Here is a 23,110-nt window from a genome sequence, read left to right on the forward strand (position 1 = left end):
AAACAAGAATCACTACCAATGCAGACGCGCGAGCTGGCCGCAACTTGAGGTGCACTTTCAAGTTTTTTGCATTTATTTTGCTGCCCGGCGTTGCGCGATGATTTCCGTCACGTTGCCGTGCTTGCGCAGCTGTACCGGCAAGACCTGCGGCAAGGCGCTGCCGAAATCGGCCGCCAGGCGCGTATCGAAACTGCCGTTGACGCGCATGGCGGCTACCTCGGCATCCTTGATGAGCAGACTGGTATCGCCATAGCGCTCGAATTCGGCCACCGCCTGCGCCAATGGCGTGTTGTCAAAATTGATGCGGCCTTCGCGCCACAGCAGAGCGCCGTGGGCCAGCCGCGTATCGACCGTGCCGAGCGCGCCAGTGCGGTTGGCCTGCACCGATTCGCCGGCCGTCAGTTCCATCGCGCCGGCGCCGCCCGTCGCATGCAGGGGCGCCACCCTTACCCGGCCGTCCTCCACCGTCACGGTTTCCCCGGCCAGGCCCAGCCCGGCATGGGTATTGCGCACGGCAAAGCGCGTGCCGACCACGGTCACGCGCAGGCTGTCGGTCAGCACGTCAAAGGGCCGTTCCTTGTCGGCGCGCACATAGAAATTGGCCTGGCCTTCAGGCAGGCGCACCTCGCGCCGCTGGCGGTACAAGGTCACTTCCACCCGCGTGGCCGTATCGAGTTTCAACACGCTGCCGTCGGGCAAGTGCACATCGAGCAGTTCGCCGCGCGCGCTGGCAAAGCTTTGATGGAAGACGGGCTGCTGCTGGACATGGTCCCAGCCAAGCCAGCCGGCGCCCATGACGCAGATGGCCAGCGCCGCGCTCGCCAAGCCCTGCCAGGCAAAGGCAGGTTTTTTGCGGGCCGGCATCGCCTTGGCCAGTTGCGCAACGGCCGTGGGATGCAGTTCGCCCAGGCCGCTCCAGACGTGCTGCATGCGCGCATACGCTTGGCTGTGTGCCGTATCGGCGTCCAGCCAGGCCTGGAACTGCGCTTCTTCGCTGGCGCTGAGGCCATCCTGGCGGCGTACCTGCCAACTGGCCGCCGCCAGGTCAAGATCGATGGTCCGAGTCATGCCAAAGGCCCCCGCTTTGCCGAATGCGGCCAGCTGTCAGGCAGGCCCAGCCGGTCCTCGCACGCCTTGCAGGCCAGTACCGCGCGGATAATGTGCTGCGCCACCATATTCTTTGAAATGCCCATGTGCTCGGCCACCTCTTGGTGCGACAGGCCGTCGAAACGGTTCAGCACAAAGGCTTCCCGGCAACGCGGCGGCAGCGCCTCGATCACGGCGGCAAAGGCCAGCGCCTGCTGTTCGTGGGCATACACGGACTCCGGTTCCAGGTGCGCGGGCGCTGCCGGCTGCTCCGATTCCGGCAGGCTGTCGAAATCGTCATGCTGGCGTACCGACGCGCGCCGGTGGCGGTCGATGATCAGGCGCCGCGCCGTCTGGTGCAGCAAGGCGCGCGGCTCGGGGATGTCCTGGCCGGCATTGCGCACCGCCAGCACGCGTGCATAGCTTTCCTGCACCACGTCGGCCGCCACATCGCGGTCGCGCACCATGCGCGCGCAAAAATTCAGCAGCTCTCGGTAATAATGCTCAAGCACAGGTCTGGCACAGCCGTGAAAGATGAACCGTGCAGATATGGCGGCGGCTGATCTGTAGGTGCAATTGTAAATAGGAAAGATTCTCATTATGCCGTGCGGGGCCTGGGCTGTCGAGTCAAATCGTCACTGGCGCCGTGCGGTTCAGTATCAACAGCTGCCTGACATCGTCATCGTCGCCTGCCATCGGATACAGCACCACCGCATAAGCGCCTGGCGCCGTGCGATTGAGACTGGAAATGACCAGCTTGTCATGCGGCAGTTCCAGCACCTCGCCGTTCAGGAGATTACGATAGCCGCCCGCATCCTTGCTGTAGTACAGCTCGATCAGTTGGTTTTTCCTGGTGGTCAGCCAGCCGTTGCCGAACTCGCAATTAAAGCGCGTTACCAAGGTGTCGCCGCCGATGGGCTCGGGCCGCCAGGTATTGAAGAACTCATCTTCGAAGGCGATCAGGTTGATGATCTCGCTGTTGCCTGCCATATCGATCTTGACGATCACGAGTTGGCCCGCATGCTGGGCCAGCAAGCAGGAATCGCCATCAAACGACAGTGTCAGTATCTGCAAGCCATAAATACCGTTGGCCGCGATGCTCCTGCGCCGCAGTTCATTGCCCTGCGCATCGATTTCACGATGCAGCCTATCATCGTCCACATGCGCCAGTAGCTGTATGGTCGAGCCGGTAATCGCCACCTTGTTATTGCCCGGCAGTGACAGCTTGAGATTGCTTTTCTTCTGCAGCAAGTCGTCTTCGAAATGCATCACCAGCAATTTATCGGGCTTGGTATCGGACCAGTCGGCAGCGTGAAAAATCGATGCCGTTTCCGTGCTGCCAATAAAGTCGCCGACAAACGGCCTGGTGCCTTTCGGCAGATCGACCTGCTCGCGCTGGAACACGGGAAGGCTGATTTCCAGTTCCTTGTCGGGGTGATAAGGCACGATGGAAACCCAGGCCTGCCGCCGCGGGCTGAGAAACAGGGCCGGCAGGATGCCGTCGTCCTCGGCGAAATGGTCGGCCTGGCCATCCCTGCTCACCACCGTATAGACCAGCTGGTAGCTGCCGTCTTCGCGGTACACATAGTTGGTCAGCAGGCTTGTTTCGCCCGAGGCGATGCTGTCCTTGGCCGACAGCGAGGTATCGACAGTCAGGGTGGTCAGCGTGCCATGGCTGGTGGCGGTCATGCTTGCTTGAAATGGCTGGACTGGGCTGAGGTTTTTCATGGCGCTCCGCTGATGGCGTTCAATGTGGGATCTTAGCGCAATTCGCCCAGTGACTGCTGGCGCCGGATAATGTCCACCAGCGTCCTCAAGGCCGGGTGATTGTGGCGCCGGCTGCTGTAATACATATGAAACGGTTCGCCGCGCGCCGCGTGCTGGTCCAGCACCACCCGCAGGCTGCCCTCGGCCAGCTCAAGCGCAATACGGCTTTCCAGCAGATAGCCCAGGCCCACGCCGGCCTTGGCGGCGGTGATGGTGGTGGCCGTGTCGTTGATGGTGATCAGGCCCGGCACGCGGATGCCGCGCTTGGCCGGCTTTTGTCCGCCAACGCCGCTGCTCAGTTCCCAGCGATAGCTGGAATTGTCGCCCAGCAGCAATTGCAAGCAGCTGTGCTGCGCCAGGTCGTCCAGCTGTTGCGGCACGCCATGGCGCGCCAGGTAGGCGGGCGAACCGGCCACCACCCAGCGCTGCGGACCGGACAGCGGCACGGCGATCATGTCTTCCGGCACGTAGTCGCCATAGCGGATGCCGGCGTCGTAGCCGCCGGCAACGATATCGATGGGCCGGTCTTCCACCACCACCGTCAGTTTCACGTGCGGACACAGGCGGGCAAATTCGGGCAGCGCCGGTGCGATCATCAGGTGGGCCGCGTCGGCAAAGACATTGATGCGCAATTCGCCGAAGCGGCCGGCGCCGGGCGCGTCGATTTCGGCCAGCGCATGGCCGATGGTGTCGAAACCCTCTTCCAGCCGCGCCGACAGGGCCAGGCCCGTATCGGTCGGCGCCACGGCGCGGCTGGAGCGGTTCAGCAGCTTTGCACCCAGCCGCTCTTCCAGGCGGCGCATGGCGTGGCTGGCCGCCGACGGCGTCAGGCCCAGCTGGATGGCGGCCGCCTTGAAGCTGCGCGTGCGCATAATGGTCAAAAAAACCCGCAGGTCGGCCAGTTCGATACGGTCAAAGACGGACATGGATAAAAAAGTAGAGATGAAAATTCGTAAGCATTTCAATGAATCAGATTCACTTCAAATCTTATCATGGCCGCCCTCATCCACAGTACGATGGTGGCCACCATCATATCGACACCGGAGCGGCAATGAATCCATCAGCAAACATGAGCCTGGGCGACCTGGCCGGCAAGCGCATCCTGATCACCGGTGGCTCGACCGGCATCGGCGCTGCCGTGGCGCTGGGCTTTGCGGCGCAAGGGGTGCGCCTGGTGCTGCACTACAACGCCAGCTTCGAGCCCGCCGAGGCACTGCGTGCTCAGTATCCCGAAAACATTACCCTGCTGCAGGGCGACCTGGCCGAGCCGGGTGCGGTGGCGCGCGTGGTCGACGAGGCGGCGCGCCTGCTCGGCGGCCTGGACGGGCTCATCAACAATGCCGGCAGCATGCTGGGCCGCATACCCACCACGCAGGCGACCGATGCCCACTTCGACGACGTGCTGAACCTGAACGCCAGGTCGGTCTGGCAGGCCAGCATCGCCGCCCACCCGCACCTGAAAGCGGCCGGCGGCGGCTTTATCATCAATACCACCTCGATCGCGGCCAGGAATGGCGGCGGTGGCGGCGCGGTGCTGTATGCGGCGGCCAAGAGCTTTGTCAGCAACCTGACGCGCGGCCAGGCCAAGGAATTCGTGGCCGACAAGATTCGCGTCAACGCGGTGGCGCCCGGCCTGATACTGACGCCGTTCCACGAGCGCGATACGCCCGAGCACATGATGGCGGCGCAAAGCGCCGCCATTCCCATGGGCCGCGCCGGCCTGCCGCAGGAATGCGTGGGCGCCTTTTTGTTCCTGGCCTCGGAAGCGCTGTCCGGCTATATCACGGGACAGATTATTGAAGTCAACGGCGGCCAACTCATGCCATAACAGAAGGATAGAAAATGAAACAACGCGTATTCGGCCGTACCGGCCACAGCATTTCCGAAATTGGCTTTGGCGCCTGGGCCATCGGCGGCGCCTGGGGCGACGTCAGCAGCGAGGACGCCAAGGCGGCCCTGCATGCGGCGCTCGACGCCGGCACCAACTTTATCGACACGGCCGACGTCTATGGCGACGGCCGCTCCGAGCGCTTTATTGCCGAAGTGCTCAAGGAGCGCGGCGGCGCAAAACCGTATGTGGCGAGCAAGGCCGGGCGCCGCTTGTCGCCGCACGTGGCCGACGGCTACAACGAAGAAAACCTGGTGGCCTTTGTCGAGCGCTCGCTGGTCAACCTCGATACCGACTGCCTGGACCTGGTGCAGCTGCACTGCCCGCCACCGGACGTCTATTACCGCCCGGAAGTGTTCGATGCGATGGACCGCATGGTCACCGCCGGCAAGATCCGCCACTATGGCGTGTCGGTGGAAAAGGTCGAGGAAGCCTTGAAGGCGATCGAATACCCGAACGTGGCCTCGATCCAGATCATCTACAATATTTTTCGCCAGCGCCCGAACCAGCTGTTTTTCGCGGAGGCGAAAAAGCGCGATATCGGCGTGATCGTGCGCGTGCCGCTGGCCTCGGGCGTGCTGACGGGCAAGATGCACGCCAACACGGCGTTTGCGGCCGACGACCACCGCGCCTTCAACCGCAATGGCGAAGCGTTCGACAAGGGGGAAACCTTCTCCGGCGTGCCGTATGAGGTGGCGCTGGAGGTGGTAGAGGAAATCCGCCGCCTGGTGCCGGGCAATGCCACGATGGCGCAGTTCGCCCTGCGCTGGATCCTGATGGAAGACAGCGTCAGTACCGTGATCCCGGGCGCGCGCAATGCACAGCAGGCGGCAGCGAACAGCGCCGCCAGCAACCTGGCCGCCCTGAGCGCGGACACCATGGACGCCTTGCGCGCCATTTACCAGCATCGCATCGCCCCATTTGTGCATCAGCGCTGGTAAGATTGCGGCTCCTGTGTGACTTAGAAGAAAGAGAATCGATGTCAGCTATCAAACTGGGTATTGTCGGCGTCGGCAAGATTGCCACCGACCAGCATTTGCCCGCCATCGCCGCCAACGGCGACTTTCAACTGCTGGCCTCGGCCAGCCGCAACGCCACCGTTCCAGGCCTGCCGGGCTTCACGTCCATCGACGAGATGCTGGCGCAGCAGCCGGACATCGAAGCCGTTGCCCTGTGCATGCCGCCCCAGCACCGCTACCAGGCGGCGCGCGCCGCGCTGTTGGCCGGCAAGCATGTGTTCATGGAAAAGCCACCCGGCGCCACCCTGTCGGAAGTGGAAGACCTGGACCAGCTGGCCCAGTCCAGGGGCGTGACGCTGTTCGCCAGCTGGCACTCGCGCCATGCGCCGGCGGTGCAGGTCATCAAGGCCTTCCTGGCCAAGCATGCGCCGCGCCAGGTGCATGTGATCTGGAAGGAAGACGTGCGCCACTGGCATCCGGGCCAGGAATGGATCTGGGAAGCCGGTGGCCTGGGCGTGTTCGATCCGGGCATCAACGCCCTGTCGATCGTCACGGAAATTTTGCCGACCGCCATGTTCCTGAAATCGGGCGTGCTGGAGTTCCCGGCCAACCGCGACGCGCCGATCGCCGCCGACCTGCGCTTTACCGACGCCAACGGCCTGGACGTGCACGCCGAATTCGACTGGCGCCAGACCGGCAAGCAAAGCTGGGACATTATCATCACCACCGAAGCCGGTGTGCTGCGCATGGCCGATGGCGGTGCCAAACTGTGGCTGGACGATGTGGCGCAAGAACTGGGCGATGAAGGCGAGTACCCTTCGCTGTATCGCCATTTCGCCGCTCTGGTACAAAACGGCAAATCGGACGTCGACCTGTCGCCGCTGCGCCATGTGGCCGACGCCTTTATGCTGGGCAAGCGCAAGGCCGTCGAAGACTTCCACAGCTAAGACTGGCAGTTGGCCGGGATCGCGCCCTGCCGCGGCCCCGGTCTTGATCAGTATCAAGGTGCGCCGGGCAATCCGGCGCCTAAGTGGGGTCACGCACGGTGGACCCGCTGATCGCCCCTTAAGTTGGCCTGGGGCGCCCCCGTGCGGGCAGCAGACGGCTGCGCTCACTGCCTGCCCTGCTGCGATTTTTCATGGAGTGATCTATGGCTATCCAGTTAAAACCGGTCAAATCCCAGGTCATGGTCATCACCGGCGCCACCAGCGGCATCGGCTTGACCACCGCGCGGGCGGCGGCCCGCAAAGGCGCGCGCCTGGTGCTGGCGGCGCGCGACAGCGACGCGTTGGACCAGCTCGTCACACAATTGCGCGCCGATGGTGCCGAGGCGCTGGCCGTTCCCGTCGATGTCGGCGTGCGCGAGCAGGTCGAGGCATTGGCCCGCGCCGCCATGGAACGCCATGGCCGCATCGATACCTGGGTCAACAATGCCGGTATTTCCATCTATGGCCGCCTGCAGGAGGTGCCGCTGGCCGACCAGGAACGGCTGTTCCAGACCAACTTCTGGGGTATCGTGCATGGCTCGCTGGTGGCGCTGGAACAAATGAAAGACGGCGGCGCCATTATCAATCTCGGCAGCGAAGTGTCGGACCGGGCCGTACCGCTGCAAGGCATGTACAGCGCATCGAAGCATGCGGTCAAGGGTTTTACCGATGCCTTGCGCATGGAAATCGAGAACGATGGCAAGCCGGTGTCGGTCACCCTGATCAAGCCGGCCGGCATCGACACCCAGTTCACCAGCCACGCGCGCAACTACATGAAGAACGAACCCGAACTGCCGGCGCCGCTGTATGCGCCCGAACTGGTTGCCGACGCCATCCTGTACGCGGCCGAACATCCGCGGCGCGATATCTTCGTGGGTGGCGCCTCGCGGCTGATTTCGCTCGAAGGCATGATCATGCCGCGCCTGCTCGACAAATTCATGAATCTGTTCATGTTCCGCCAGCAGCAAAAAGCGCAATTGTCGGCGCCGCAGCGCGGCGACGCACTGTATAAGCCAGGCAAGCAAGGCTTGCGCCAGCGCGAGGGCGGCCGCAGCAGCAAGGTCCACGAGCATTCGGCATATACTTACCTGACGACGCGCGGCAAGCCAGTCGCCCTGAGCCTGCTGGCCGGCGGTGTACTGCTGGCGGCGTGGAAACTGTCCCATGGCACGCGCGAACACCATCGATAATCAACAGGAGACGCAACACATGCCAAGCGCCATCACCATACTGACCGAAGGCTTTGCCGACTGGGAAACCGGCCTGTTCAACGCTACCGCCCGCCTGTATTACGGCTTCGATACGCGCTTTGCCACGCCGCAGGGCAAACCCGTGACGTCGTCGGGCGGCATGCTGGTCACGCCACAGCTGGCGATCGAGGACATCGGGCTCGATGGCCTTGACGTACTGCTGCTGTGCGGCGGCCCGGGCTGGCAAAACGCCGGCGCGCCCGATATCAAGGCGCTGCTGCTCGACGCGCAACGGCGCCAGGTGGTGCTGGCCGGCATCTGCGACGGCACCCGCGTGCTGGCGCAGGCGGGCCTGCTCGACCGTGTACGCCATACCTCGAATTCGGCCGACAATCTGGCGTCCATCGGCACCTATGCCGGCGCGGCGCTGTACCAGGACGTGCCGCATGCGGTGGCGGACCAGCGCGTGATCACGGCGCCCGGCACCGCGCCGGTGACCTTCACGGCCGCGGTGCTGGCGGCGCTGGGCATTGCCGACGATGGCCTGAAAGGCTACCTGGCCTTGCATGCCGCCGAACACCGCGACCAAGGATAAGCGCTACCACTTTTTACCCATTGCAGACCCGTTGCTCGTGTACCTGCCTGGAAGCCACGAAAATGACCTTATTGCTGAAAGCAGTCACGAGTTTATTGGTCCTTTGCCTGTTCCCGGCAGCACAGGCGCAGACGGATGACTATACGGCCAGGATCGACCGGCTGATCCTTGAAAAGAGCCCCCGCAGTTTCAATGGCGTCATTCTGATCACGCAACACGGCAAAACAAAATATTCACGAGCCGTGGGTTACGCTGACAGGGAGAAAAAAATAGCATTGAAGCCCAACGACAATTTCAGGATCATGTCGAACAGCAAACAGATCACGGCGGTACTGATACTGCGAGAGGTTGAGAAAGGCACGATAGACCTGCATAGCCCTGTCAGAAAATACCTGCCGGACCTGCCGCAGGCTTGGGCAGACACGGTGACGGTGCATCAATTGCTTAATTTTTCAGCAGGCATCACCGAGATGGACCAGCCTTTGAGCTTCCCGCCGGGCACGGATTTTTTATATGGCGTGACAGCGTACAGCATGCTGGGCGCCATTATTGAAAAGGCCAGCGGGCAGAAATACATCCAGGCGGCAAACGGGCTGTTCCGGGAATTGGGCATGAACAGCAGTTTTTGCTACGAGGAGGATAAAAACAATGACGTCATCAAGGGCTACGTCAATTCAAACAATACTTTCACATTGAAACAGCACCCGGTCCAGGGCGCAGCCTGGCTGGCTTTCATCCCCGCTGGCGGCATGGTATCGAATGCAAGCGACTTGAATCTCTGGGACCAAAAGCTACATCATGGCCAAATCCTGACGCCGTCCGCCTACAAGCTGATGACCAGTTACAACATCGCCAGCCAGCACGTGGCGTTTGGCGACGAAAAAATCGGTTATGGCTACGGCGTGTATGTGAACGACAACATCCCGGCCAGCTATATCGGCCACTCGGGCAAGGGGCTGGGTTTCGCGTCCATCAAGGTCTACTTTCCCGGGAAAGATGTCGATCTGATCGTGCTGGAAAACCAGTCCAGCGAAGACAGCGCGCTGCATTACCACTTCGAAATCAAAATCCGGGAGATCGTGATGGACAGCAGTCTTTCAAGGTAAGCCGCAGGTCACCGGACCACGGCGGCGGCTGGAAGCGCCAAAACTGCCTCAGATCAAGATTTTCGCCCCGTTTATCCCCGTGTTTTCGTGCTTTTGCAGCCGGATCTTGCCATCGGCACTATAATGTCGGCACCGCGAGCGGCGACATTGGTGGCGATAGACGGTAACAATTTCATGTCGGGGCCAGTACAATAGCGGCTGGACCACCATGGGGTACCACTTTTTGCCAGCAGTTGCCAGCACCTAACCATTTTTTGACCAGCAAACAAATACTATGAGTTCGATGAATGAAGAGCGCGTCTTAAGCGTGCACCACTGGACGGATACCCTGTTCTCCTTTACGACCACGCGCGATCCTTCGTTGCGTTTCTCGAATGGCCATTTCACGATGATCGGCCTGCGCGTGGACGGCAAGCCGCTGCTGCGCGCCTACAGCATCGCCAGCGCCAACTACGAAGAGCACCTGGAGTTTTTCAGCATCAAGGTACCGGGCGGCCCGCTGACCTCGCGCCTGCAGCACCTGGAAGTGGGCGATACCGTGATCGTCGGCCGCAAGCCGACCGGTACCCTGGTCTCCGACTACCTGCTGCCAGGCAAGCGCCTGTACATGCTGTCGACCGGCACCGGCCTGGCGCCGTTCCTGTCCATCGTGCGCGATCCGGACATCTACGAGCGCTTCGACCAGCTGATCCTGGTCCATGGCGTACGTCACGTCGATGAGCTGGCCTACCACGACCTGCTGGTAGAGCACCTGCCGAAGGATGAGTTCCTGGGCGAAATGGTGACCGACAAGCTGCGCTACTACCCGACCGTGACCCGCGAAGACTACCGCAACATGGGCCGCATCACGTCCCTGATCGAAAGCGGCAAGCTGTTCGAAGACCTGGGCGTGCCTGCGCTGGACCCGGCCGTCGACCGCGTGATGATCTGCGGCAGCTCCGACATGCTGCGCGACCTGAAGGACATGCTGGAAGAGCGCGGTTTCAAGGAAGGCAATACCTCCACGCCGGGCGACTTTGTGGTCGAGCGCGCGTTCGCCGAGAAGTAATCTTTCGCGCCCTACCCCCGGGGGCCTGGCCTTGCCGCATGCGGTGGCGCCGGGCCCTCGGTGTTTGCAGCACTGGTTTTGCCGTCTGGCACCGCCACTGCGCAGCATAGCAAGCTGGCGCCGGGCGTACCGCGCCTGATCTTCCAGCGTCCGTCCGGCATCACCCATCCAGCGTTGCTGGAGACCGATATCGTGCTGCCCGACGATCCGTTTACGCCGCGCGCGCTGGTCGAGGCCGTGCAAGCCTTGTAGCGCGCATGGCGAGGACGTCTTGTGAAACCCTCCACACATCCTTATCCCCATCGCGGCCGATAATTCCCCGCAGTTCCGGCGCACGCAGATTCCTACATCAAAACAGGAGCCGGCCTATTTCCAGCGCTGCAGACCAGGCCGACAATGGTTTGTCGCTCAATGATGAAGAGGCCACGCCGTGCAGCTTGCCCGTATTTTTTCCCTGTGCGCGCTGCTTGCCGCCTGCGGCGACCAGGCCCCGCAGTCGCCCGTCAACGCCCCAGGCAATGCCGCCAGCGTCGCCACGCGCAGCCTCGACGCGGGCGCAGCGGTGCTGCAGGACAAGCCGCCAATCGACGCGCTGAACGCCTACCTCGACGGCTTTCATTTTTACAGTGGCAATATGAAAAGCCAGATGGAAGCCCATCACTATTGCGCCATCGTCAATGACGACGTGATCCAGTGCGTGATCTATGATGGCAATGTCCGGGATGCGAAACTGATGGGAGTGGAATACATCGTCAGCGGCAAGCTGTTCCAGGGCCTGCCGCCAGCCGAAAAAACGCTGTGGCACAGCCATGTGCATGAAGTCAAATCGGGCCAGCTGATCGCGCCCGGCATTCCAGAGGCGGCCGAAAAGGCGCTGATGCAAAAACTGGTGGGCACGTATGGCAAGACCTGGCATACCTGGCATACGGATCGGCGTCAGCAACTGCCGCTGGGCGTGCCGCAGCTGATGATGGGTTTTACGCAGGATGGCCAGGCCGACGCGGCCATGGTGGCGGCGCGCGATGCGCGTTTCAAGGTGCAGTCGGCCGACAAGCGCCGCCAGCGCCAGGATATTGCCGCGCCGGCCATCGACGCGGGCGCCGATGCCTGGCAGCATGGCAAAGTGATACAGTTGCAGGACCCGGCCGGCAGCACGCACTAGCGAGCCGGTTGTCGTGCAAGGCATTCTGGGCGATAATTACGGCCATGAACGATACCACTACCTTACCCCCATTGCCCGATCGCCTGTCGATCGATCCCAGCAGCCCTTATCACGTCGCCGCCGTGTTTGAAAACGACGTGGGCATCAAGTTCAACGACAAGGAACGCCTCGACGTCGAAGAATATTGCATCAGCGAACGCTGGATCAAGGTTGCCTCGACCAAGTCGCTGGACCGCCGCGGCCGTCCGCTGCAGATCAAACTGAAAGGCAAGGTCGAAGCGTTCTACCGCTGATACTTGCGCTGGCTCTTGTTCACCTGCATGCAAAAGGCCGACGCGTTCGGCCTTTTTTGCGTGTAGCTTTCAGGTTTTAAACCACGCCGCAGGTGATGTTTGCGCCTGTGCGGCGGCGCGCGGCGCAGGGCCTGCTAGCGAGGCAATACACGGCATGCCGTCAGTGCCGCTGGATTTCGATCAGCTCGATTTCGAACAGCTTGGGCCACAGCTTGCCGGTCACAAACAGGCGTTTGCCGTGCTTGTCCCAGGCGATGCCATTGAGCACGGCGTCGGGGTTGGCGGTGCCGCGCTGCTCGGGCGGCAGCAGGCCCGTCAGGTCGATCCAGCCCACCACCTTGCCGCTGGCCGGGTCGATGCGGGCGATCACGTCGGCACCCCAGACGTTGGCGTACAGTTGGCCGTCGACGATTTCCAGTTCGTTCAGGCGCTCGATGGGCTTGCCTTCGGCCTTGACGTCGAAGCGGCGCACTTCGGCCAGGGTTTTCGGGTTCAGCACGCGGATGGCGGCGCTGCCATCGCTCATGTAGACATATTTTGCATCGCTGGCCAGGCCCCAGCCTTCGCCCTTGTACTCGAACTTGCGCTTCAGTTTGAAGGTTTTCTGGTCGAACACATAGCCGGTCTGCGAAGTCCAGGTCAGCGCCAGGATCTCGTCGCCGATGTCCGTAATGCCTTCGCCAAACACGCTTTGATCGAGCATCTCGCGCTGCAGCACCCTGCCCGTCTTCAGCTCAACCTTGCGCAAGGAGGACTGGCCGTTCTGGCCCGTGCTTTCATACAGGTGGCCGTCCTTGAACAGCAGACCCTGGGTGAAGGCGCGCGGGTCGTGCGGATAGGTATTTTTGACCAGAAAACCGTAGACGGGAATGGCGGCCTGGGCATAACCCATTTCGCCCATCAGCCCGACCGTGCATGCCAGGCCCAGCAGCAAGGATGTGGAGGTGCGCCTGAGTTTGGCCGTGACGGTGGTGTACATATTCATGGAAAATAGTTGCGGTCGCCTATTGTAATCGCACTGGGGCGGCTTCACTGAGCATATGCGAGCGCACCAGGTCCAGCCAGGCGCGCGCGGCAAACGACAAGCGCCCGGCGCGGCGCCAGGCCAGCATCAGATTCCACTCCAGCGCCGGATCGGCCAGCGGCACGATGGTGAAGTCGCCAGCGTCCAGGGTGTCGCAAAACATCTTCGGCAGCAGGCAGATGCCCACGCCCAGGCGCACCAGCGAGGCGATAAAGTCCCACTGGCCGCTGCGGCTGGTAATGCGCGGCACGAAACCGGCGCGCTGGCAGGCATCCAGCACGATTTCGTTGAGCGCAAACGCATCCCCATAGAACACGAAGGGGCTGTCGGCCAGTTCGGCCAGCAGCACCGTCTGCCGCCCCTGCCAGGGAGAATTGCGCGGTGCGAGCAGGCACAGCGGCGAGCGCACCAGCGGCAGCGCCTCGAAGTCCTGCCAGGTCGCCGCATTGCCGGGGTAGTCGAGCATGGTGCCGAGCTCGATCGTGCCCTTGCGCAAATCGCGCTCGATGGCCTGCGTGCCGCATTCGACCATTTTCAGTTCGATGCCCGGATAGCGCTGGTGGTACTCGGCCAGCCACGACGCGATGGCCATATGCGTTTGCGGCGACACGCCGACGCGCAATTCGCCACGTTCCAATTGCTGCAGGTCGCGCAGTTCCACCTTCAGTTCCGCATGCAGGGCCAGCAGCTCATGCGCGCGCGACAGCACCACCTTGCCGGCGTCGGTCAGCGTAAAGCGCTTGCCTACCCGGTCAAGCAGCATCAAATCCAGCGACTGTTCCAGCTGGGCGACCATCTTGCTGACGGTGGGCTGCGTGACGTGCAGCCGGCTGGCGGCGCGCGTAAAGCTGTTTTGTTCCACCACTTCCACGAAGTAGCGCAAGGAGCGGATATCCATCATGCATTCCAATATCGAATGAACTTCATAAGTTTAAGTCATTTTATCTTTTAATCGTGGGCGCCTACAATAAAATCCTCAGATCTTGAAAGTTCGCCATGCACGCCACTTGTTCCACAACCGACTTGCCGATGGCCGCCGCTCCCGCCTGGCGCCGGCCCGCACGAACGCTGTGGCAGGTGGCCATCGTGATTGCCGCCTGGTGGGCAGCCGACCAGGCGGCGGCCAGCCTGCACCTGCCGTTCTCGGGCGGCGTGGTGGGCCTGTTCCTGCTGGTGCTGCTGCTGGCGACCGGCGTGGTGAAGCCGGCTGCCGTGGAGCTGGGCGCCAACTGGCTGCTGGCCAATATGCTGCTGTTTTTTATCCCGCTGGTGGTGTCGGTGGTGCAATTTACCGATCTGATCAGGGCCAAGGGATTGATCTTGCTGTTCGATATCGGGCTCGGCTTTGCCTGCGTGATGCTGGCAACCGCCTTTACCGTGGAATGGGTCTGCCGTTACGAACGCCAGTTGCGCCTGAAAAAGCTGCTGCGCCAGCGTGCGGCCAGGAGGCCCGCATGAACACCGTGCTGCTGTCCTTGCTGTTTTTGCTGCTGACCCTGGTGCTGTTCTACGCCAACCAGGCGCTGCATCGCCGCCATCCGCACTTGCTGCTGACGCCGGCGATCTGCACCTCGGCCATTCTGATCATCATCGTGCAGGCCACGGCCACGCCGTTCGACACCTATTTTGGCGAAACGCGCTGGCTGCCCTGGTTGCTGGGGCCGGCAACTGTGGCGTTTGCGCTGCCGATCTTCCAGGAACGCAAGCTGATCCGCAAGCACTGGCTGGCCCTGTCGCTGGGCAGTTGCGCCGGCATCGCGGCCTCCATCGCCGCCACCTTGCTGCTCGACCGCCTGCTGGGCGTGCATGGCGACATGGCGCGCAGCCTGCTGGCGCGCTCCGTGTCCACGCCGTTTGCGCTGGAAGCGTCGCGCCAGATGGGTGGCTCGGCCCAGCTGACCGGCATCTTCGTGGTGATGACGGGCCTGTTCGGCCTGATGCTGGGCAAACCGCTGCTGAAACTGCTGCCGCTGCGCATGCGCATCGCCCGTGGCGCCCCGTACGGCGCGGCCGCGCACGGCTTCGGCCTGTCGGTGGCGCGCAGCGCCGGCACGGAAGAAGGCGCGGTGGCCAGCCTGACCATGATTTTCTCGGGCGTGGTCACGGTGCTGCTGGCGCCCGTCATCGGACATCTCCTGGGCTGAGCCCCCGCCGGCAGCGGTTATCGGGGATAATACGGCTCCACCACTCTCCCGGCGCCGCCACGATGAAATACCCCGCAGTTTTGCCCTTTGCCGAGATCCTGCCGCAGCTGCCTGCGTTCGATGCGATTATCGACGTGCGCAGCCCGTCCGAATTTGCCGAGGATCACTTGCCGGGCGCCATCAACCTGCCGGTGCTGTACGACGACGAGCGCATCAGGGTCGGTACGCTCTACAAGCAGACCAGCGCCTTCGAAGCAAAGAAAGTCGGTGCGGCGCTGATCGCGAAAAATATCGCGCAGCATATCGACACCCATTTTCTTGGCCATCCGCAATCATGGAAGCCGCTCGTGTATTGCTGGCGTGGCGGCAATCGCAGCGGCGCCATGGCGCATATCCTGGCGCGCATCGGCTGGCCGGTGGTCCAGCTCGACGGCGGCTACAAGGAATACCGCCGCCATGTGAATGCCGAGCTGGCGACCCTGCCGGCGGCATTCGATTTCATCAATGTGCTGTGCGGCCCTACCGGCAGCGGCAAGAGCCGGCTGCTGCAGGTGCTCGACAAGCAAGGCGCGCAGGTGATCGACCTGGAGCAATTGGCGGCCCACCGCGGCTCGGTGCTGGGCGGCTTGCCCGAGGCGGATCAACCCTCGCAAAAGGCGTTCGAAAGCGGCCTGTGGCAGCAACTGCGTCAGTTTGACGCGGCCAAACCCGTGTTTATCGAGTCGGAAAGCAAGAAGGTCGGACGCCTGCGCGTGCCCGACGCGCTGATGGACAAGATGCGCGCCGCCGACTGCACGGCGGTGCAACTGTCGACCAGCCACCGCGTGCAGTTGCTGATGGAAGACTATGAACACTTCGTTGGCGACCCTGAAAAACTCAATGGGCAACTGGCGTTGCTCACACAGCTGCACGGCCGCGAAAAAATCGCTCACTGGCAGCAGCTGGCACTGGCCGGGCGCATGACCGAACTGGTCGAAGAACTGCTGGTGCAGCACTACGACCCCGGCTATTTGCAGTCGATCAGGCGCAACTTCGTGCGCTACCAGCAGGCCGCGCCTCTGGTGCTGGCCGATATCTCCGATGCTGCTTTTAAGCAAGCTGCTCTCAGCTTGTGTACTATCGTCAGCAACAACACCAACATCAGCAGGAACTGACTCCCATGTCCGATAACATTACAGCACCGATCCGATTGACCGAATTTGCCCATGGCGGCGGCTGCGGCTGCAAGATCGCGCCCGGCGTGCTGGCCGATATCCTGAAAGGCAGCGGCGGTTTTCCGATACCCAAGGAACTGCTGGTCGGCATCGAGACGGCCGATGACGCCGCCGTCTACCAGCTCAACGACGAGCAGGCGCTGATCGCCACCACCGATTTCTTCATGCCCATCGTCGACGACCCGTTCGACTTTGGCCGCATCGCCGCCACCAACGCCATTTCCGACGTCTACGCCATGGGCGGCACGCCCATCATGGCGCTGGCCCTGGTCGGCATGCCGATCAACAAGCTGCCGGTGGAAACCATCGGCCTGATCTTGAAAGGCGGCGAAACCGTCTGCGCCCAGGCCGGCATTCCGATCGCCGGCGGCCATACCATCGATTCGGTCGAGCCGATCTATGGGCTGGTCGTGCTGGGCCTGGTGCATCCGTCGCAAGTCAAGCGCAATGCGGGCGCGCGCGCCGGCGACAAACTGGTGCTGGGCAAACCGATCGGCGTGGGCATCTTGTCGGCGGCCCTGAAAAAGCATGCGCTGGACGCCGACGGCTACGCGGCGATGATAGAAAACACCACCAAACTCAATACCCCAGGCAAGAAACTTGCCCTGCTCGACGGCGTGCATGCGCTGACCGACGTCACCGGCTTTGGCCTGCTGGGCCATACGCTGGAGCTGGCGCGCGGCGCCGGGCTGCAGGCGCGCATTGCGCTCGCTGACGTGCCGCTGCTGCCGCAAGTGCAGCAACTGGCCGACCGGGGCAATATCACGGGCGCCTCCGCACGCAACTGGCAGGGCTATGGCGCGCACGTGCAACTGGCCCCGTCCCTGAACGCCGTCGACCAGGCCATCCTGACCGACCCGCAGACGGCCGGCCCGCTGCTGGTGTCGTGCGCGCCGGAAGCGGTCGAACAGGTGCTGGCGATTTTCCGCGCCGAAGGTTTTGCGCACGCCACCGTCATCGGCGAGATGCAGGCAGGCACGAGCGGCGTTTCCGTATTTTAATTTTCATCAACAAGGTAAAACCATGACCAAATTCGCCAAATTCCCCGCCATCCTGGCCACCGTCGCCGCTACCCTGGCGATTCACAGCGGCATCGCGCAGGCGCAGCAAGTGTTGCGCGTATCGGCCATTCCCGACGAAGCGCCGACCGAATTGCAGCGCAAGTTCAAGCCGCTGGGCAGCTACCTGGAGAAAAAGCTGGGCATGAAGGTGGAATTTACGCCGGTTACCGATTACGCTGCCTCCGTCGAAGGTCTGATCAACCACAAGCTGGACATGGTCTGGTTCGGCGGCTTTACCTTCGTGCAGGCCAACGTGCGCAGCGGCGGCAAGATCGTGCCGCTGGTGCAGCGCGAGGAAGACACCAAGTTCCGCTCGGTATTCGTGACCACCAGCAAGGACATCAACACCCTGGCCGACCTGAAAGGCAAGAATTTCACTTTCGGTTCCGAGTCGTCGACCTCGGGCCATCTGATGCCGCGCTACTACCTGCTGGCCGCCAAGATCAATCCTGACACCGACATGAAGCGCATCGCTTTCTCGGGCGCGCATGACGCCACCGTGGCGGCCGTGGCCGGCGGCAAGGTCGACGCGGGCACCTTGAATATCTCGGTATGGGAAAAGCTGGTCGAATCGAAAAAAGTCGACCCGGCCAAGGTACGCGTGTTCTACACCACGCCAGGCTATTACGACTACAACTGGAGCGTGCGCTCGGACATGAACCCGGTCGTGCGCCAGAAGCTGACCGACGCGTTCCTGGCGCTGGACCCGTCCACGCCTGAAGGCAAGGAAATCCTGGAACTGCAGCGCGCCACCAAGTTTATTCCGACCAAGGCCGAGAACTACAAGGATATCGAAGCGGCTGCGCGTGATGCGAAGTTGTTGAAATAATCGTCGTCGCCGTCGAATCTTGTCGGATGACGCTATGCTAATCCGACCTACGCATGCTTGAGCGTCGCGTAGGTCGGATTAGCCCGAAGGGCGTAATCCGACAAACCCCACCCCAAACCGATACATCGCATGACATTCCAACTTCACAAGGTCAGCGTCCACCATGCGGGCGCCGCCGGCAATGCGCTGGCGCTGCACGAACTGAGCCTGGACGTGGCGCAAGGTGAACAGATCGCCCTGATCGGCCCGTCGGGCGCCGGCAAGACCAGCTTGCTGCATACGCTGGCCTGCGCCTTGCGCCCCGCATCGGGCAGCCTGACTATTCTGGGCAAGTCGCCGTGGCAACTGGCCAGCCGTGAGCGCCACGCCCTGCGCGCGCGCTTGTTCCTGGCGCCGCAAACCCCGCCGCTGCCGCCGCGCCAGCGCGTGGTCAACGCCGTGCTGGCTGGCCGCCTGCCGCAATGGACCCTGTGGACGGCGATCCGTTCGCTGGTGGCGCCGACGCACCCGCGCGCCGCCTGGGAAGCGCTGGGCCGGTTCAATCTGCAAGACAAATTGTATGCACGCGTCGACCGCCTGTCCGGCGGCGAACGCCAGCGCTGCGGCATGGCGCGCGCGCTGGTGTCGAACGCGCAAGTGTTCCTGGTTGACGAACCCTTGTCCGCGCTCGACCCGACCCTGGCCGTGCAGACGATCGCCGTGTTGCAGGAAGAAGCCACGGCGCGCAAGGCGACGCTGATCTGCAGCCTGCACCAGGTCGAGATCGCGCGCGCCTGCTTCCCGCGCATGATCGGCCTGCGCGACGGCCAGGTGGTGTTCGATGCACCCGCCACGCAGGTCACCGACGCGATGATTGCGGCGCTGTATAAAAACAAGGCGGACCCGGCGCCCGGCTTCGATTCCGCACCTGAACAACTCGAGCCGGCGAGGCCGCATTGCTGACGGCATCAAAAAGCCTGATGCCGCGCGACCCGGCCTGGCGCGGACGGCTTATTACCGCGGCCGTCATGGTCATCGTCTTGTGGCCGATGCTGGTGCAGGCCGAATTCAAGCCCTGGATTTTATGGGACGCGCAAAGCCTGGAAGCGACCTGGAATTTTCTGTCCAGCTTTGTGCCGCCCGCCCACTCGGCCGAATTTCTGCAGCTGGTGCTGGTGTCGAGCTGGGAAACCATCGCCATGGCGACGGCCGGCATGGCGCTGGCCATGCTGGGCGCCATTCCCTTGACCCTGCTGGTGACGGAACAGCTGTCGGTCTCGCGCATCGGCACGGGCAAGGTCTCGCCACTGGCCGCAACGCTGCGCCATGGCGTGCGCGCCCTGCTGGTGTTGCTGCGCAGCGTGCCGGAACTGGTGTGGGCGCTGCTGCTGGTGCGCATTGTCGGCCTCGGGCCCACGGCGGGCGTGATCGCGATTGCCCTGACCTATTGTGGCATGCTGGGCAAGGTCTACGCCGAAATCCTCGAATCGTCGGACGCCTCGGCCTGCAATGCCTTGCTGAACAATGGCAGCCCGCGCCTGGCCGCGCTGCTGTATGGCGCCCTGCCCGAGTCGGCCGCCGAGCTGGTGTCGTACACGATTTACCGCTGGGAATGCGCGATCCGTGGCTCGGTCGTCATGGGTTTTGTCGGCGCCGGCGGCCTGGGCCAGCGCATGGATGAATCGATGAAGATGATGGCCGGCAGCGAGCTGGCCACCATGCTGATGGTGTTCGTGCTGCTGGTGGCCGGCGCCGATGCGGTGTCCGCCATGCTGCGCCGGAGGCTGGCATGAAGCACGATTTTACTTTGCCGCCGCTGCCGGTTGCCGCACCGGTACGCTGGTCGACCTGGACCCTGCTGGCCGGCCTGGTGCTATTGGTCGTCGCCAGCTTTGCCAGCCTGCCCCTGAAATGGGGCGAGTTCTTCAGCAGCGAGGCGATCCGCACCACCCTGGACTTCCTGCACGGCTTCGCGCCGCCGGAGCTCGCCCCCGGCTTCCTCGCCAAAGTCGGCATCGCCACCTTTGAAACCCTGGCCATGTCGGCCATTGGCACGGTCATCGCCGCCATCCTGGGCGCTTTGCTGGCCCTGCCCGCCAGCGGCCGCTTCGGCGTGCTGGCGCGCAATGTCACGCGTGGCTTTTTGAACGTCTTGCGCTCCATCCCCGAACTGGTGTGGGCGTCCATTTTGCTGATCGCCGCCGGCCTGGGCCCGTTCGCCGGCACCCTGGCGCTGGCGCTGCACACGGTGGGCGTGCTGGGCCGGCTGTTTGCCGATGCCTTCGAGAATTGCCCGCCGCTGCCGGCCGCCACCTTGCGCATCAACGGCGTGCGCCCGGCCGTCGCTTTCCTGTACGCGACCTTGCCGCAGTGCAGCCCGCAAATGATGTCCTACACGCTGTACCGCTGGGAAAACAATATCCGCGCCGCCGCCATCCTGGGCGTGGTCGGCGCCGGCGGCCTGGGGCAAATGCTGAAATACCATTTGTCGCTGTTCCAGATGCAGCAGGCCGCCACCGTGATTATCGCCATGCTGCTGATGGTGGCGGCCGTCGACGGCCTCAGCTACGTGCTGCGCCGCGCGATGACCCGATAAACGAACACAAGGAGCAAACCTATGCTGGGATGGTGGACTGTCATTACAACTGAAACGCTGGCGCAGCGCGCCCTGCCCGGCGCCGGCAACAAGGAAGCGACCCTGGCGACCTGGGAATCCGGCCTTGGCGGCATGGACTGGATAGTGGCGTTGTGCAAGCAAGGCAAGGCTGAGCAACACAGCTTCAATGGCTATCCGAACCGTTTTACGGCGCCGGCCAGCGAGATCCTGCCGATCCTGGCGCGCGGCATCAGGGAACACCTCGGTCACTTCGACGGTCCCGAACCATCGGCCTGGAAAGGCAGCGCGACCGTGCACCAGGACCGGATCGACGCCTGCGCGCACGAGCAGATGCTGCTCGTTGAGGTGTGGGATCAGTCGTAAGCGAAACGGTCAACACAGTGCGAGGTTTTCTCCAAAAAGTCCTTTTGGGAAATGCTAATATTGTGCAGGCAATGCAAGCAGCCGCTGGCACCATTTACACAGACTAAACAAGGAAACACAGCATGGGATTGGCAATTTCAGTTGGCGCACTGGCCGACTTGCAGCAGGAAGACCCGGAAGGCGCGCAGTGGGTGCAGGACGCCATGGGCGAAGCGAATGTGTTGCTGCAACAGGCGGGCCTGCCGCTGCACACGGAACCGGCGGCGCTGCCGGAACGCAATTCACGGGCCATGCTGGACTCCTTCCCCTACAGCTTTCTGCATTACCTGCGCCGCGCCTATGCGCATGCGGCGCTCGACGGACAGTGGCGCGCGACGCCCTTGCCTGAAGGCGAAGAGCCGGGCGAGGACCCGGTGCTCGACGACGCCATGACCATGTTCGACAGCCATTTGATCTGTCATTCGGACTGCGAGGGGTTCTACTTTCCGATCGTGTTCGATGAGGTGATCTTTGCCGACGACGAGCATCCGCTGCTCGGTGGCATGCTGGGCTCATCGTACAAGCTGCGCGAAGAGCTGGTGACGGTTGCGCCGGCGCTGGGCATCTTTTTGCTGGGCGACGAGCTCGGTGACGATGAAGCCGAGCGCGTCAATGCACGCATCGAGGCGGAAGACGGGCTGCACCGCGAACTGGCGGCCTGGCTGGCGGCCTATGAAGCATGCCGCCTCAGCATCGCGCACAAGACGGCGATCGTGTTCAATTGAGCATCGTGATCCGCCCTGCCGCACTGGCCGACTGGCGCGACCTGAAAGCGGTGCGCCTGGCCGCCCTGCTCGATGTGCCGACCGCGTTCGGCGCCAGCCACGCCAGCGCGGCCGCGTTCACGGACGCCGATTGGCAGCACCGCGCGGCCAGCACGCCGCAGCGCACTTTCTTGCTGGCCTATGTGGATGGCCAGCCGGCCGGCCTTGCTGCCCAGGTGGTTGATGCCAAGGGAGAATCCAGCCTGCAGGCGATGTGGGTCCAGCGAGAGTATCGCGGCACGGACATTGCCGCAAGATTGGTCGATGCGGTCAAGCAGCTGTGCCTGGCCGGCGGACATGGCCGGCTCGTGCTCGATGTGTCGCAGGATAATCTTCGGGCGGCGGCATTCTACCAAAAGCAGGGATTTGTGTTCCTGCCGCAATGGGAGGCGCTGGACAGTCATCCGCATATCCAGGTGCAGAAGATGGAGTGGCTGGCCGCCTGAGGCAGCGGTGCCCTACTTCACCCGCTGCTTCTCCAGCTTCCTCGCCAGCGTCCTGCGGTGCATGCCGAGCCGCCTCGCCGTCTCCGAAATATTGAAATCGGTCTCGGCCAGCATCTCATGGATGCGTTCCCATTCCAGGGTCTTGATATTGGTGGCGCGGCTGCTCAGTTCGATTTCGGCCGCACCGGCCACGTGGCCGAAGGCCGCTTCGATATCGTCGGTGTTGGACGGCTTGGCCAGGTACTGGCAGGCGCCCAGCTTGATCGCTTCGACGGCCGTGCCGATGCTGGCGTAGCCGGTCAGCACGACGATCAGCATTTCCGGGTCGTGCTGGTGCAGCATCTGCACGCAGGCCAGGCCCGAGGTGTTGCCGTTCAGTTTCAGGTCGACCACGGCGTAGTCGGGGCAATGCAGTTCCAGCAGGGCTTTGGCCTCGTCGAAATTGGTGGCCAGGATCACCTGGTAGCCGCGCCGTTCGAACGAGCGGCCCAGGGTGCGCGCAAAGGCGGCGTCGTCTTCGATGATCAGCAGCAGCCGGTCGGCAGCCAGT

The 23,110-nt window shown here is 63.0% G+C and carries 28 protein-coding genes; 21 read left to right on the top strand and 7 right to left on the bottom strand.

Annotated features, from left to right (window positions below; genetic code table 11):
* Positions 1-72: 72 nt before the first annotated feature.
* From ASR47_RS14160 to ASR47_RS14175, 4 genes are all read right to left on the bottom strand, one after another.
* On the bottom strand, positions 73-1,068 hold the full coding sequence (locus tag ASR47_RS14160) for a FecR family protein (protein WP_065308436.1): 996 nt from the start codon (positions 1,066-1,068) through the stop codon (positions 73-75).
* Complete coding sequence (locus ASR47_RS14165) at positions 1,065-1,598, bottom strand: sigma-70 family RNA polymerase sigma factor (protein WP_065308437.1); 534 nt, start codon at positions 1,596-1,598, stop codon at positions 1,065-1,067. The genes ASR47_RS14160 and ASR47_RS14165 overlap by 4 nt, the downstream gene beginning before the upstream one ends.
* A 115-nt stretch (positions 1,599-1,713) precedes the next feature.
* A complete protein-coding gene (locus tag ASR47_RS14170) occupies positions 1,714-2,775 on the bottom strand; it encodes a hypothetical protein (protein ID WP_174551163.1) in 1,062 nt (353 codons plus the stop codon).
* Positions 2,776-2,846: 71 nt separating this feature from the next.
* Positions 2,847-3,779, bottom strand: coding sequence for a LysR family transcriptional regulator (locus tag ASR47_RS14175; protein WP_065308439.1), 933 nt, complete (start codon positions 3,777-3,779; stop codon positions 2,847-2,849).
* A gap of 125 nt (positions 3,780-3,904) precedes the next feature.
* On the opposite strand from ASR47_RS14175, the gene ASR47_RS14180 reads away from it, so the two are divergent.
* The 10 genes from ASR47_RS14180 (at position 3,905) to ASR47_RS14220 (ending at position 12,080) form a co-directional block, all read left to right on the top strand.
* Positions 3,905-4,681: an SDR family NAD(P)-dependent oxidoreductase gene (locus tag ASR47_RS14180; protein WP_065308440.1), complete on the top strand. Its 777-nt coding sequence runs from the start codon at positions 3,905-3,907 to the stop codon at positions 4,679-4,681.
* Between the two features lie 14 nt (positions 4,682-4,695).
* Entirely contained in the window at positions 4,696-5,682 is a 987-nt protein-coding gene (locus ASR47_RS14185) for an aldo/keto reductase (protein WP_065308441.1), read from the top strand.
* A 38-nt stretch (positions 5,683-5,720) separates the two neighbouring features.
* Complete coding sequence (locus tag ASR47_RS14190; RefSeq protein ID WP_065308442.1) at positions 5,721-6,647, top strand: Gfo/Idh/MocA family protein; 927 nt, start codon at positions 5,721-5,723, stop codon at positions 6,645-6,647.
* Between the two features lie 203 nt (positions 6,648-6,850).
* Positions 6,851-7,876, top strand: coding sequence for an SDR family oxidoreductase (locus ASR47_RS14195; RefSeq protein WP_065308443.1), 1,026 nt, complete (start codon positions 6,851-6,853; stop codon positions 7,874-7,876).
* A gap of 19 nt (positions 7,877-7,895) precedes the next feature.
* Entirely contained in the window at positions 7,896-8,471 is a 576-nt protein-coding gene (locus ASR47_RS14200; RefSeq protein ID WP_065308444.1) for a DJ-1/PfpI family protein, read from the top strand.
* A gap of 62 nt (positions 8,472-8,533) precedes the next feature.
* Positions 8,534-9,577: a serine hydrolase domain-containing protein gene (locus ASR47_RS14205; RefSeq protein ID WP_065308445.1), complete on the top strand. Its 1,044-nt coding sequence runs from the start codon at positions 8,534-8,536 to the stop codon at positions 9,575-9,577.
* Positions 9,578-9,851: 274 nt separating this feature from the next.
* Positions 9,852-10,625 (top strand): ferredoxin--NADP reductase, encoded by a 774-nt coding sequence (locus ASR47_RS14210; protein ID WP_065308446.1) that lies wholly within the window; start codon positions 9,852-9,854, stop codon positions 10,623-10,625.
* Between the two features lie 78 nt (positions 10,626-10,703).
* Positions 10,704-10,877, top strand: coding sequence for a hypothetical protein (locus ASR47_RS27425; protein WP_171898944.1), 174 nt, complete (start codon positions 10,704-10,706; stop codon positions 10,875-10,877).
* Between the two features lie 178 nt (positions 10,878-11,055).
* Positions 11,056-11,787: an OBAP family protein gene (locus tag ASR47_RS14215; protein WP_082988925.1), complete on the top strand. Its 732-nt coding sequence runs from the start codon at positions 11,056-11,058 to the stop codon at positions 11,785-11,787.
* 44 nt (positions 11,788-11,831) lie between these two features.
* A complete protein-coding gene (locus tag ASR47_RS14220; RefSeq protein ID WP_065308447.1) occupies positions 11,832-12,080 on the top strand; it encodes a DUF3297 family protein in 249 nt (82 codons plus the stop codon).
* A 160-nt stretch (positions 12,081-12,240) separates the two neighbouring features.
* Here the strand turns inward: ASR47_RS14220 and ASR47_RS14225 are convergent, their stop codons facing one another.
* A complete protein-coding gene (locus ASR47_RS14225; RefSeq protein ID WP_171898945.1) occupies positions 12,241-13,065 on the bottom strand; it encodes a glutaminyl-peptide cyclotransferase in 825 nt (274 codons plus the stop codon).
* A gap of 19 nt (positions 13,066-13,084) precedes the next feature.
* Positions 13,085-14,002 (bottom strand): LysR family transcriptional regulator, encoded by a 918-nt coding sequence (locus ASR47_RS14230; protein ID WP_065308448.1) that lies wholly within the window; start codon positions 14,000-14,002, stop codon positions 13,085-13,087.
* A 98-nt stretch (positions 14,003-14,100) separates the two neighbouring features.
* On the opposite strand from ASR47_RS14230, the gene ASR47_RS14235 reads away from it, so the two are divergent.
* The 11 genes from ASR47_RS14235 to ASR47_RS14285 all read left to right on the top strand — a co-directional run bounded on the left by ASR47_RS14235 (position 14,101) and on the right by ASR47_RS14285 (position 22,560).
* A complete protein-coding gene (locus ASR47_RS14235; protein WP_245714350.1) occupies positions 14,101-14,562 on the top strand; it encodes a CidA/LrgA family protein in 462 nt (153 codons plus the stop codon).
* Positions 14,559-15,248, top strand: a complete 690-nt coding sequence (locus ASR47_RS14240; protein ID WP_065308450.1) for an LrgB family protein — start codon at positions 14,559-14,561, stop codon at positions 15,246-15,248. Before ASR47_RS14235 ends, ASR47_RS14240 begins: the two co-directional genes overlap by 4 nt.
* A 62-nt stretch (positions 15,249-15,310) precedes the next feature.
* Positions 15,311-16,402, top strand: coding sequence for a tRNA 2-selenouridine(34) synthase MnmH (gene mnmH / locus ASR47_RS14245; RefSeq protein WP_065308451.1), 1,092 nt, complete (start codon positions 15,311-15,313; stop codon positions 16,400-16,402).
* 5 nt (positions 16,403-16,407) lie between these two features.
* A complete protein-coding gene (gene selD / locus ASR47_RS14250; protein WP_065308452.1) occupies positions 16,408-17,463 on the top strand; it encodes a selenide, water dikinase SelD in 1,056 nt (351 codons plus the stop codon).
* 22 nt (positions 17,464-17,485) lie between these two features.
* A complete protein-coding gene (locus ASR47_RS14255) occupies positions 17,486-18,352 on the top strand; it encodes a putative selenate ABC transporter substrate-binding protein (protein ID WP_065308453.1) in 867 nt (288 codons plus the stop codon).
* Positions 18,353-18,481: 129 nt separating this feature from the next.
* Positions 18,482-19,294, top strand: a complete 813-nt coding sequence (locus ASR47_RS14260) for a phosphonate ABC transporter ATP-binding protein (RefSeq protein WP_065308454.1) — start codon at positions 18,482-18,484, stop codon at positions 19,292-19,294.
* Between the two features lie 17 nt (positions 19,295-19,311).
* Positions 19,312-20,124: a PhnE/PtxC family ABC transporter permease gene (locus tag ASR47_RS14265; RefSeq protein WP_065308646.1), complete on the top strand. Its 813-nt coding sequence runs from the start codon at positions 19,312-19,314 to the stop codon at positions 20,122-20,124.
* Positions 20,121-20,927 carry a phosphonate ABC transporter, permease protein PhnE gene (phnE, locus tag ASR47_RS14270; protein WP_065308455.1) on the top strand — a complete coding sequence of 269 codons (807 nt, stop codon included), beginning with the start codon at positions 20,121-20,123 and terminating at the stop codon, positions 20,925-20,927. Before ASR47_RS14265 ends, phnE begins: the two co-directional genes overlap by 4 nt.
* Positions 20,928-20,948: 21 nt before the next feature.
* Positions 20,949-21,311 (top strand): hypothetical protein, encoded by a 363-nt coding sequence (locus tag ASR47_RS14275; protein WP_065308456.1) that lies wholly within the window; start codon positions 20,949-20,951, stop codon positions 21,309-21,311.
* A 122-nt stretch (positions 21,312-21,433) separates the two neighbouring features.
* A complete protein-coding gene (locus ASR47_RS14280) occupies positions 21,434-22,075 on the top strand; it encodes a hypothetical protein (RefSeq protein WP_065308457.1) in 642 nt (213 codons plus the stop codon).
* Between the two features lie 5 nt (positions 22,076-22,080).
* A complete protein-coding gene (locus tag ASR47_RS14285; protein ID WP_245714362.1) occupies positions 22,081-22,560 on the top strand; it encodes a GNAT family N-acetyltransferase in 480 nt (159 codons plus the stop codon).
* A gap of 12 nt (positions 22,561-22,572) precedes the next feature.
* On the opposite strand, the gene ASR47_RS14290 is transcribed toward ASR47_RS14285, so the two are convergent.
* Positions 22,573-23,109: a response regulator transcription factor gene (locus ASR47_RS14290; RefSeq protein WP_065308648.1), complete on the bottom strand. Its 537-nt coding sequence runs from the start codon at positions 23,107-23,109 to the stop codon at positions 22,573-22,575.
* Position 23,110: the final 1 nt, after the last annotated feature.

It is taken from the genome of Janthinobacterium psychrotolerans (genome assembly GCF_001677885.1).
Classification (GTDB): domain Bacteria; phylum Pseudomonadota; class Gammaproteobacteria; order Burkholderiales; family Burkholderiaceae_D; genus Janthinobacterium; species Janthinobacterium psychrotolerans.

Coding starts and splice junctions, on each gene's coding strand:
- ASR47_RS14160 (WP_065308436.1), bottom strand. CDS start 1,068: ATGACTCGGACCATCGATCTTGACCTGGCGGCGGCCAGTTGGCAGGTA.
- ASR47_RS14170 (WP_174551163.1), bottom strand. CDS start 2,775: ATGACCGCCACCAGCCATGGCACGCTGACCACCCTGACTGTCGATACC.
- ASR47_RS14175 (WP_065308439.1), bottom strand. CDS start 3,779: ATGTCCGTCTTTGACCGTATCGAACTGGCCGACCTGCGGGTTTTTTTG.
- ASR47_RS14180 (WP_065308440.1), top strand. CDS start 3,905: ATGAATCCATCAGCAAACATGAGCCTGGGCGACCTGGCCGGCAAGCGC.
- ASR47_RS14185 (WP_065308441.1), top strand. CDS start 4,696: ATGAAACAACGCGTATTCGGCCGTACCGGCCACAGCATTTCCGAAATT.
- ASR47_RS14190 (WP_065308442.1), top strand. CDS start 5,721: ATGTCAGCTATCAAACTGGGTATTGTCGGCGTCGGCAAGATTGCCACC.
- ASR47_RS14195 (WP_065308443.1), top strand. CDS start 6,851: ATGGCTATCCAGTTAAAACCGGTCAAATCCCAGGTCATGGTCATCACC.
- ASR47_RS14200 (WP_065308444.1), top strand. CDS start 7,896: ATGCCAAGCGCCATCACCATACTGACCGAAGGCTTTGCCGACTGGGAA.
- ASR47_RS14205 (WP_065308445.1), top strand. CDS start 8,534: ATGACCTTATTGCTGAAAGCAGTCACGAGTTTATTGGTCCTTTGCCTG.
- ASR47_RS14210 (WP_065308446.1), top strand. CDS start 9,852: ATGAGTTCGATGAATGAAGAGCGCGTCTTAAGCGTGCACCACTGGACG.
- ASR47_RS14220 (WP_065308447.1), top strand. CDS start 11,832: ATGAACGATACCACTACCTTACCCCCATTGCCCGATCGCCTGTCGATC.
- ASR47_RS14225 (WP_171898945.1), bottom strand. CDS start 13,065: ATGAATATGTACACCACCGTCACGGCCAAACTCAGGCGCACCTCCACA.
- ASR47_RS14230 (WP_065308448.1), bottom strand. CDS start 14,002: ATGGATATCCGCTCCTTGCGCTACTTCGTGGAAGTGGTGGAACAAAAC.
- ASR47_RS14235 (WP_245714350.1), top strand. CDS start 14,101: ATGCACGCCACTTGTTCCACAACCGACTTGCCGATGGCCGCCGCTCCC.
- ASR47_RS14240 (WP_065308450.1), top strand. CDS start 14,559: ATGAACACCGTGCTGCTGTCCTTGCTGTTTTTGCTGCTGACCCTGGTG.
- mnmH (WP_065308451.1), top strand. CDS start 15,311: ATGAAATACCCCGCAGTTTTGCCCTTTGCCGAGATCCTGCCGCAGCTG.
- selD (WP_065308452.1), top strand. CDS start 16,408: ATGTCCGATAACATTACAGCACCGATCCGATTGACCGAATTTGCCCAT.
- ASR47_RS14255 (WP_065308453.1), top strand. CDS start 17,486: ATGACCAAATTCGCCAAATTCCCCGCCATCCTGGCCACCGTCGCCGCT.
- ASR47_RS14260 (WP_065308454.1), top strand. CDS start 18,482: ATGACATTCCAACTTCACAAGGTCAGCGTCCACCATGCGGGCGCCGCC.
- ASR47_RS14265 (WP_065308646.1), top strand. CDS start 19,312: ATGCCGCGCGACCCGGCCTGGCGCGGACGGCTTATTACCGCGGCCGTC.
- phnE (WP_065308455.1), top strand. CDS start 20,121: ATGAAGCACGATTTTACTTTGCCGCCGCTGCCGGTTGCCGCACCGGTA.
- ASR47_RS14275 (WP_065308456.1), top strand. CDS start 20,949: ATGCTGGGATGGTGGACTGTCATTACAACTGAAACGCTGGCGCAGCGC.
- ASR47_RS14280 (WP_065308457.1), top strand. CDS start 21,434: ATGGGATTGGCAATTTCAGTTGGCGCACTGGCCGACTTGCAGCAGGAA.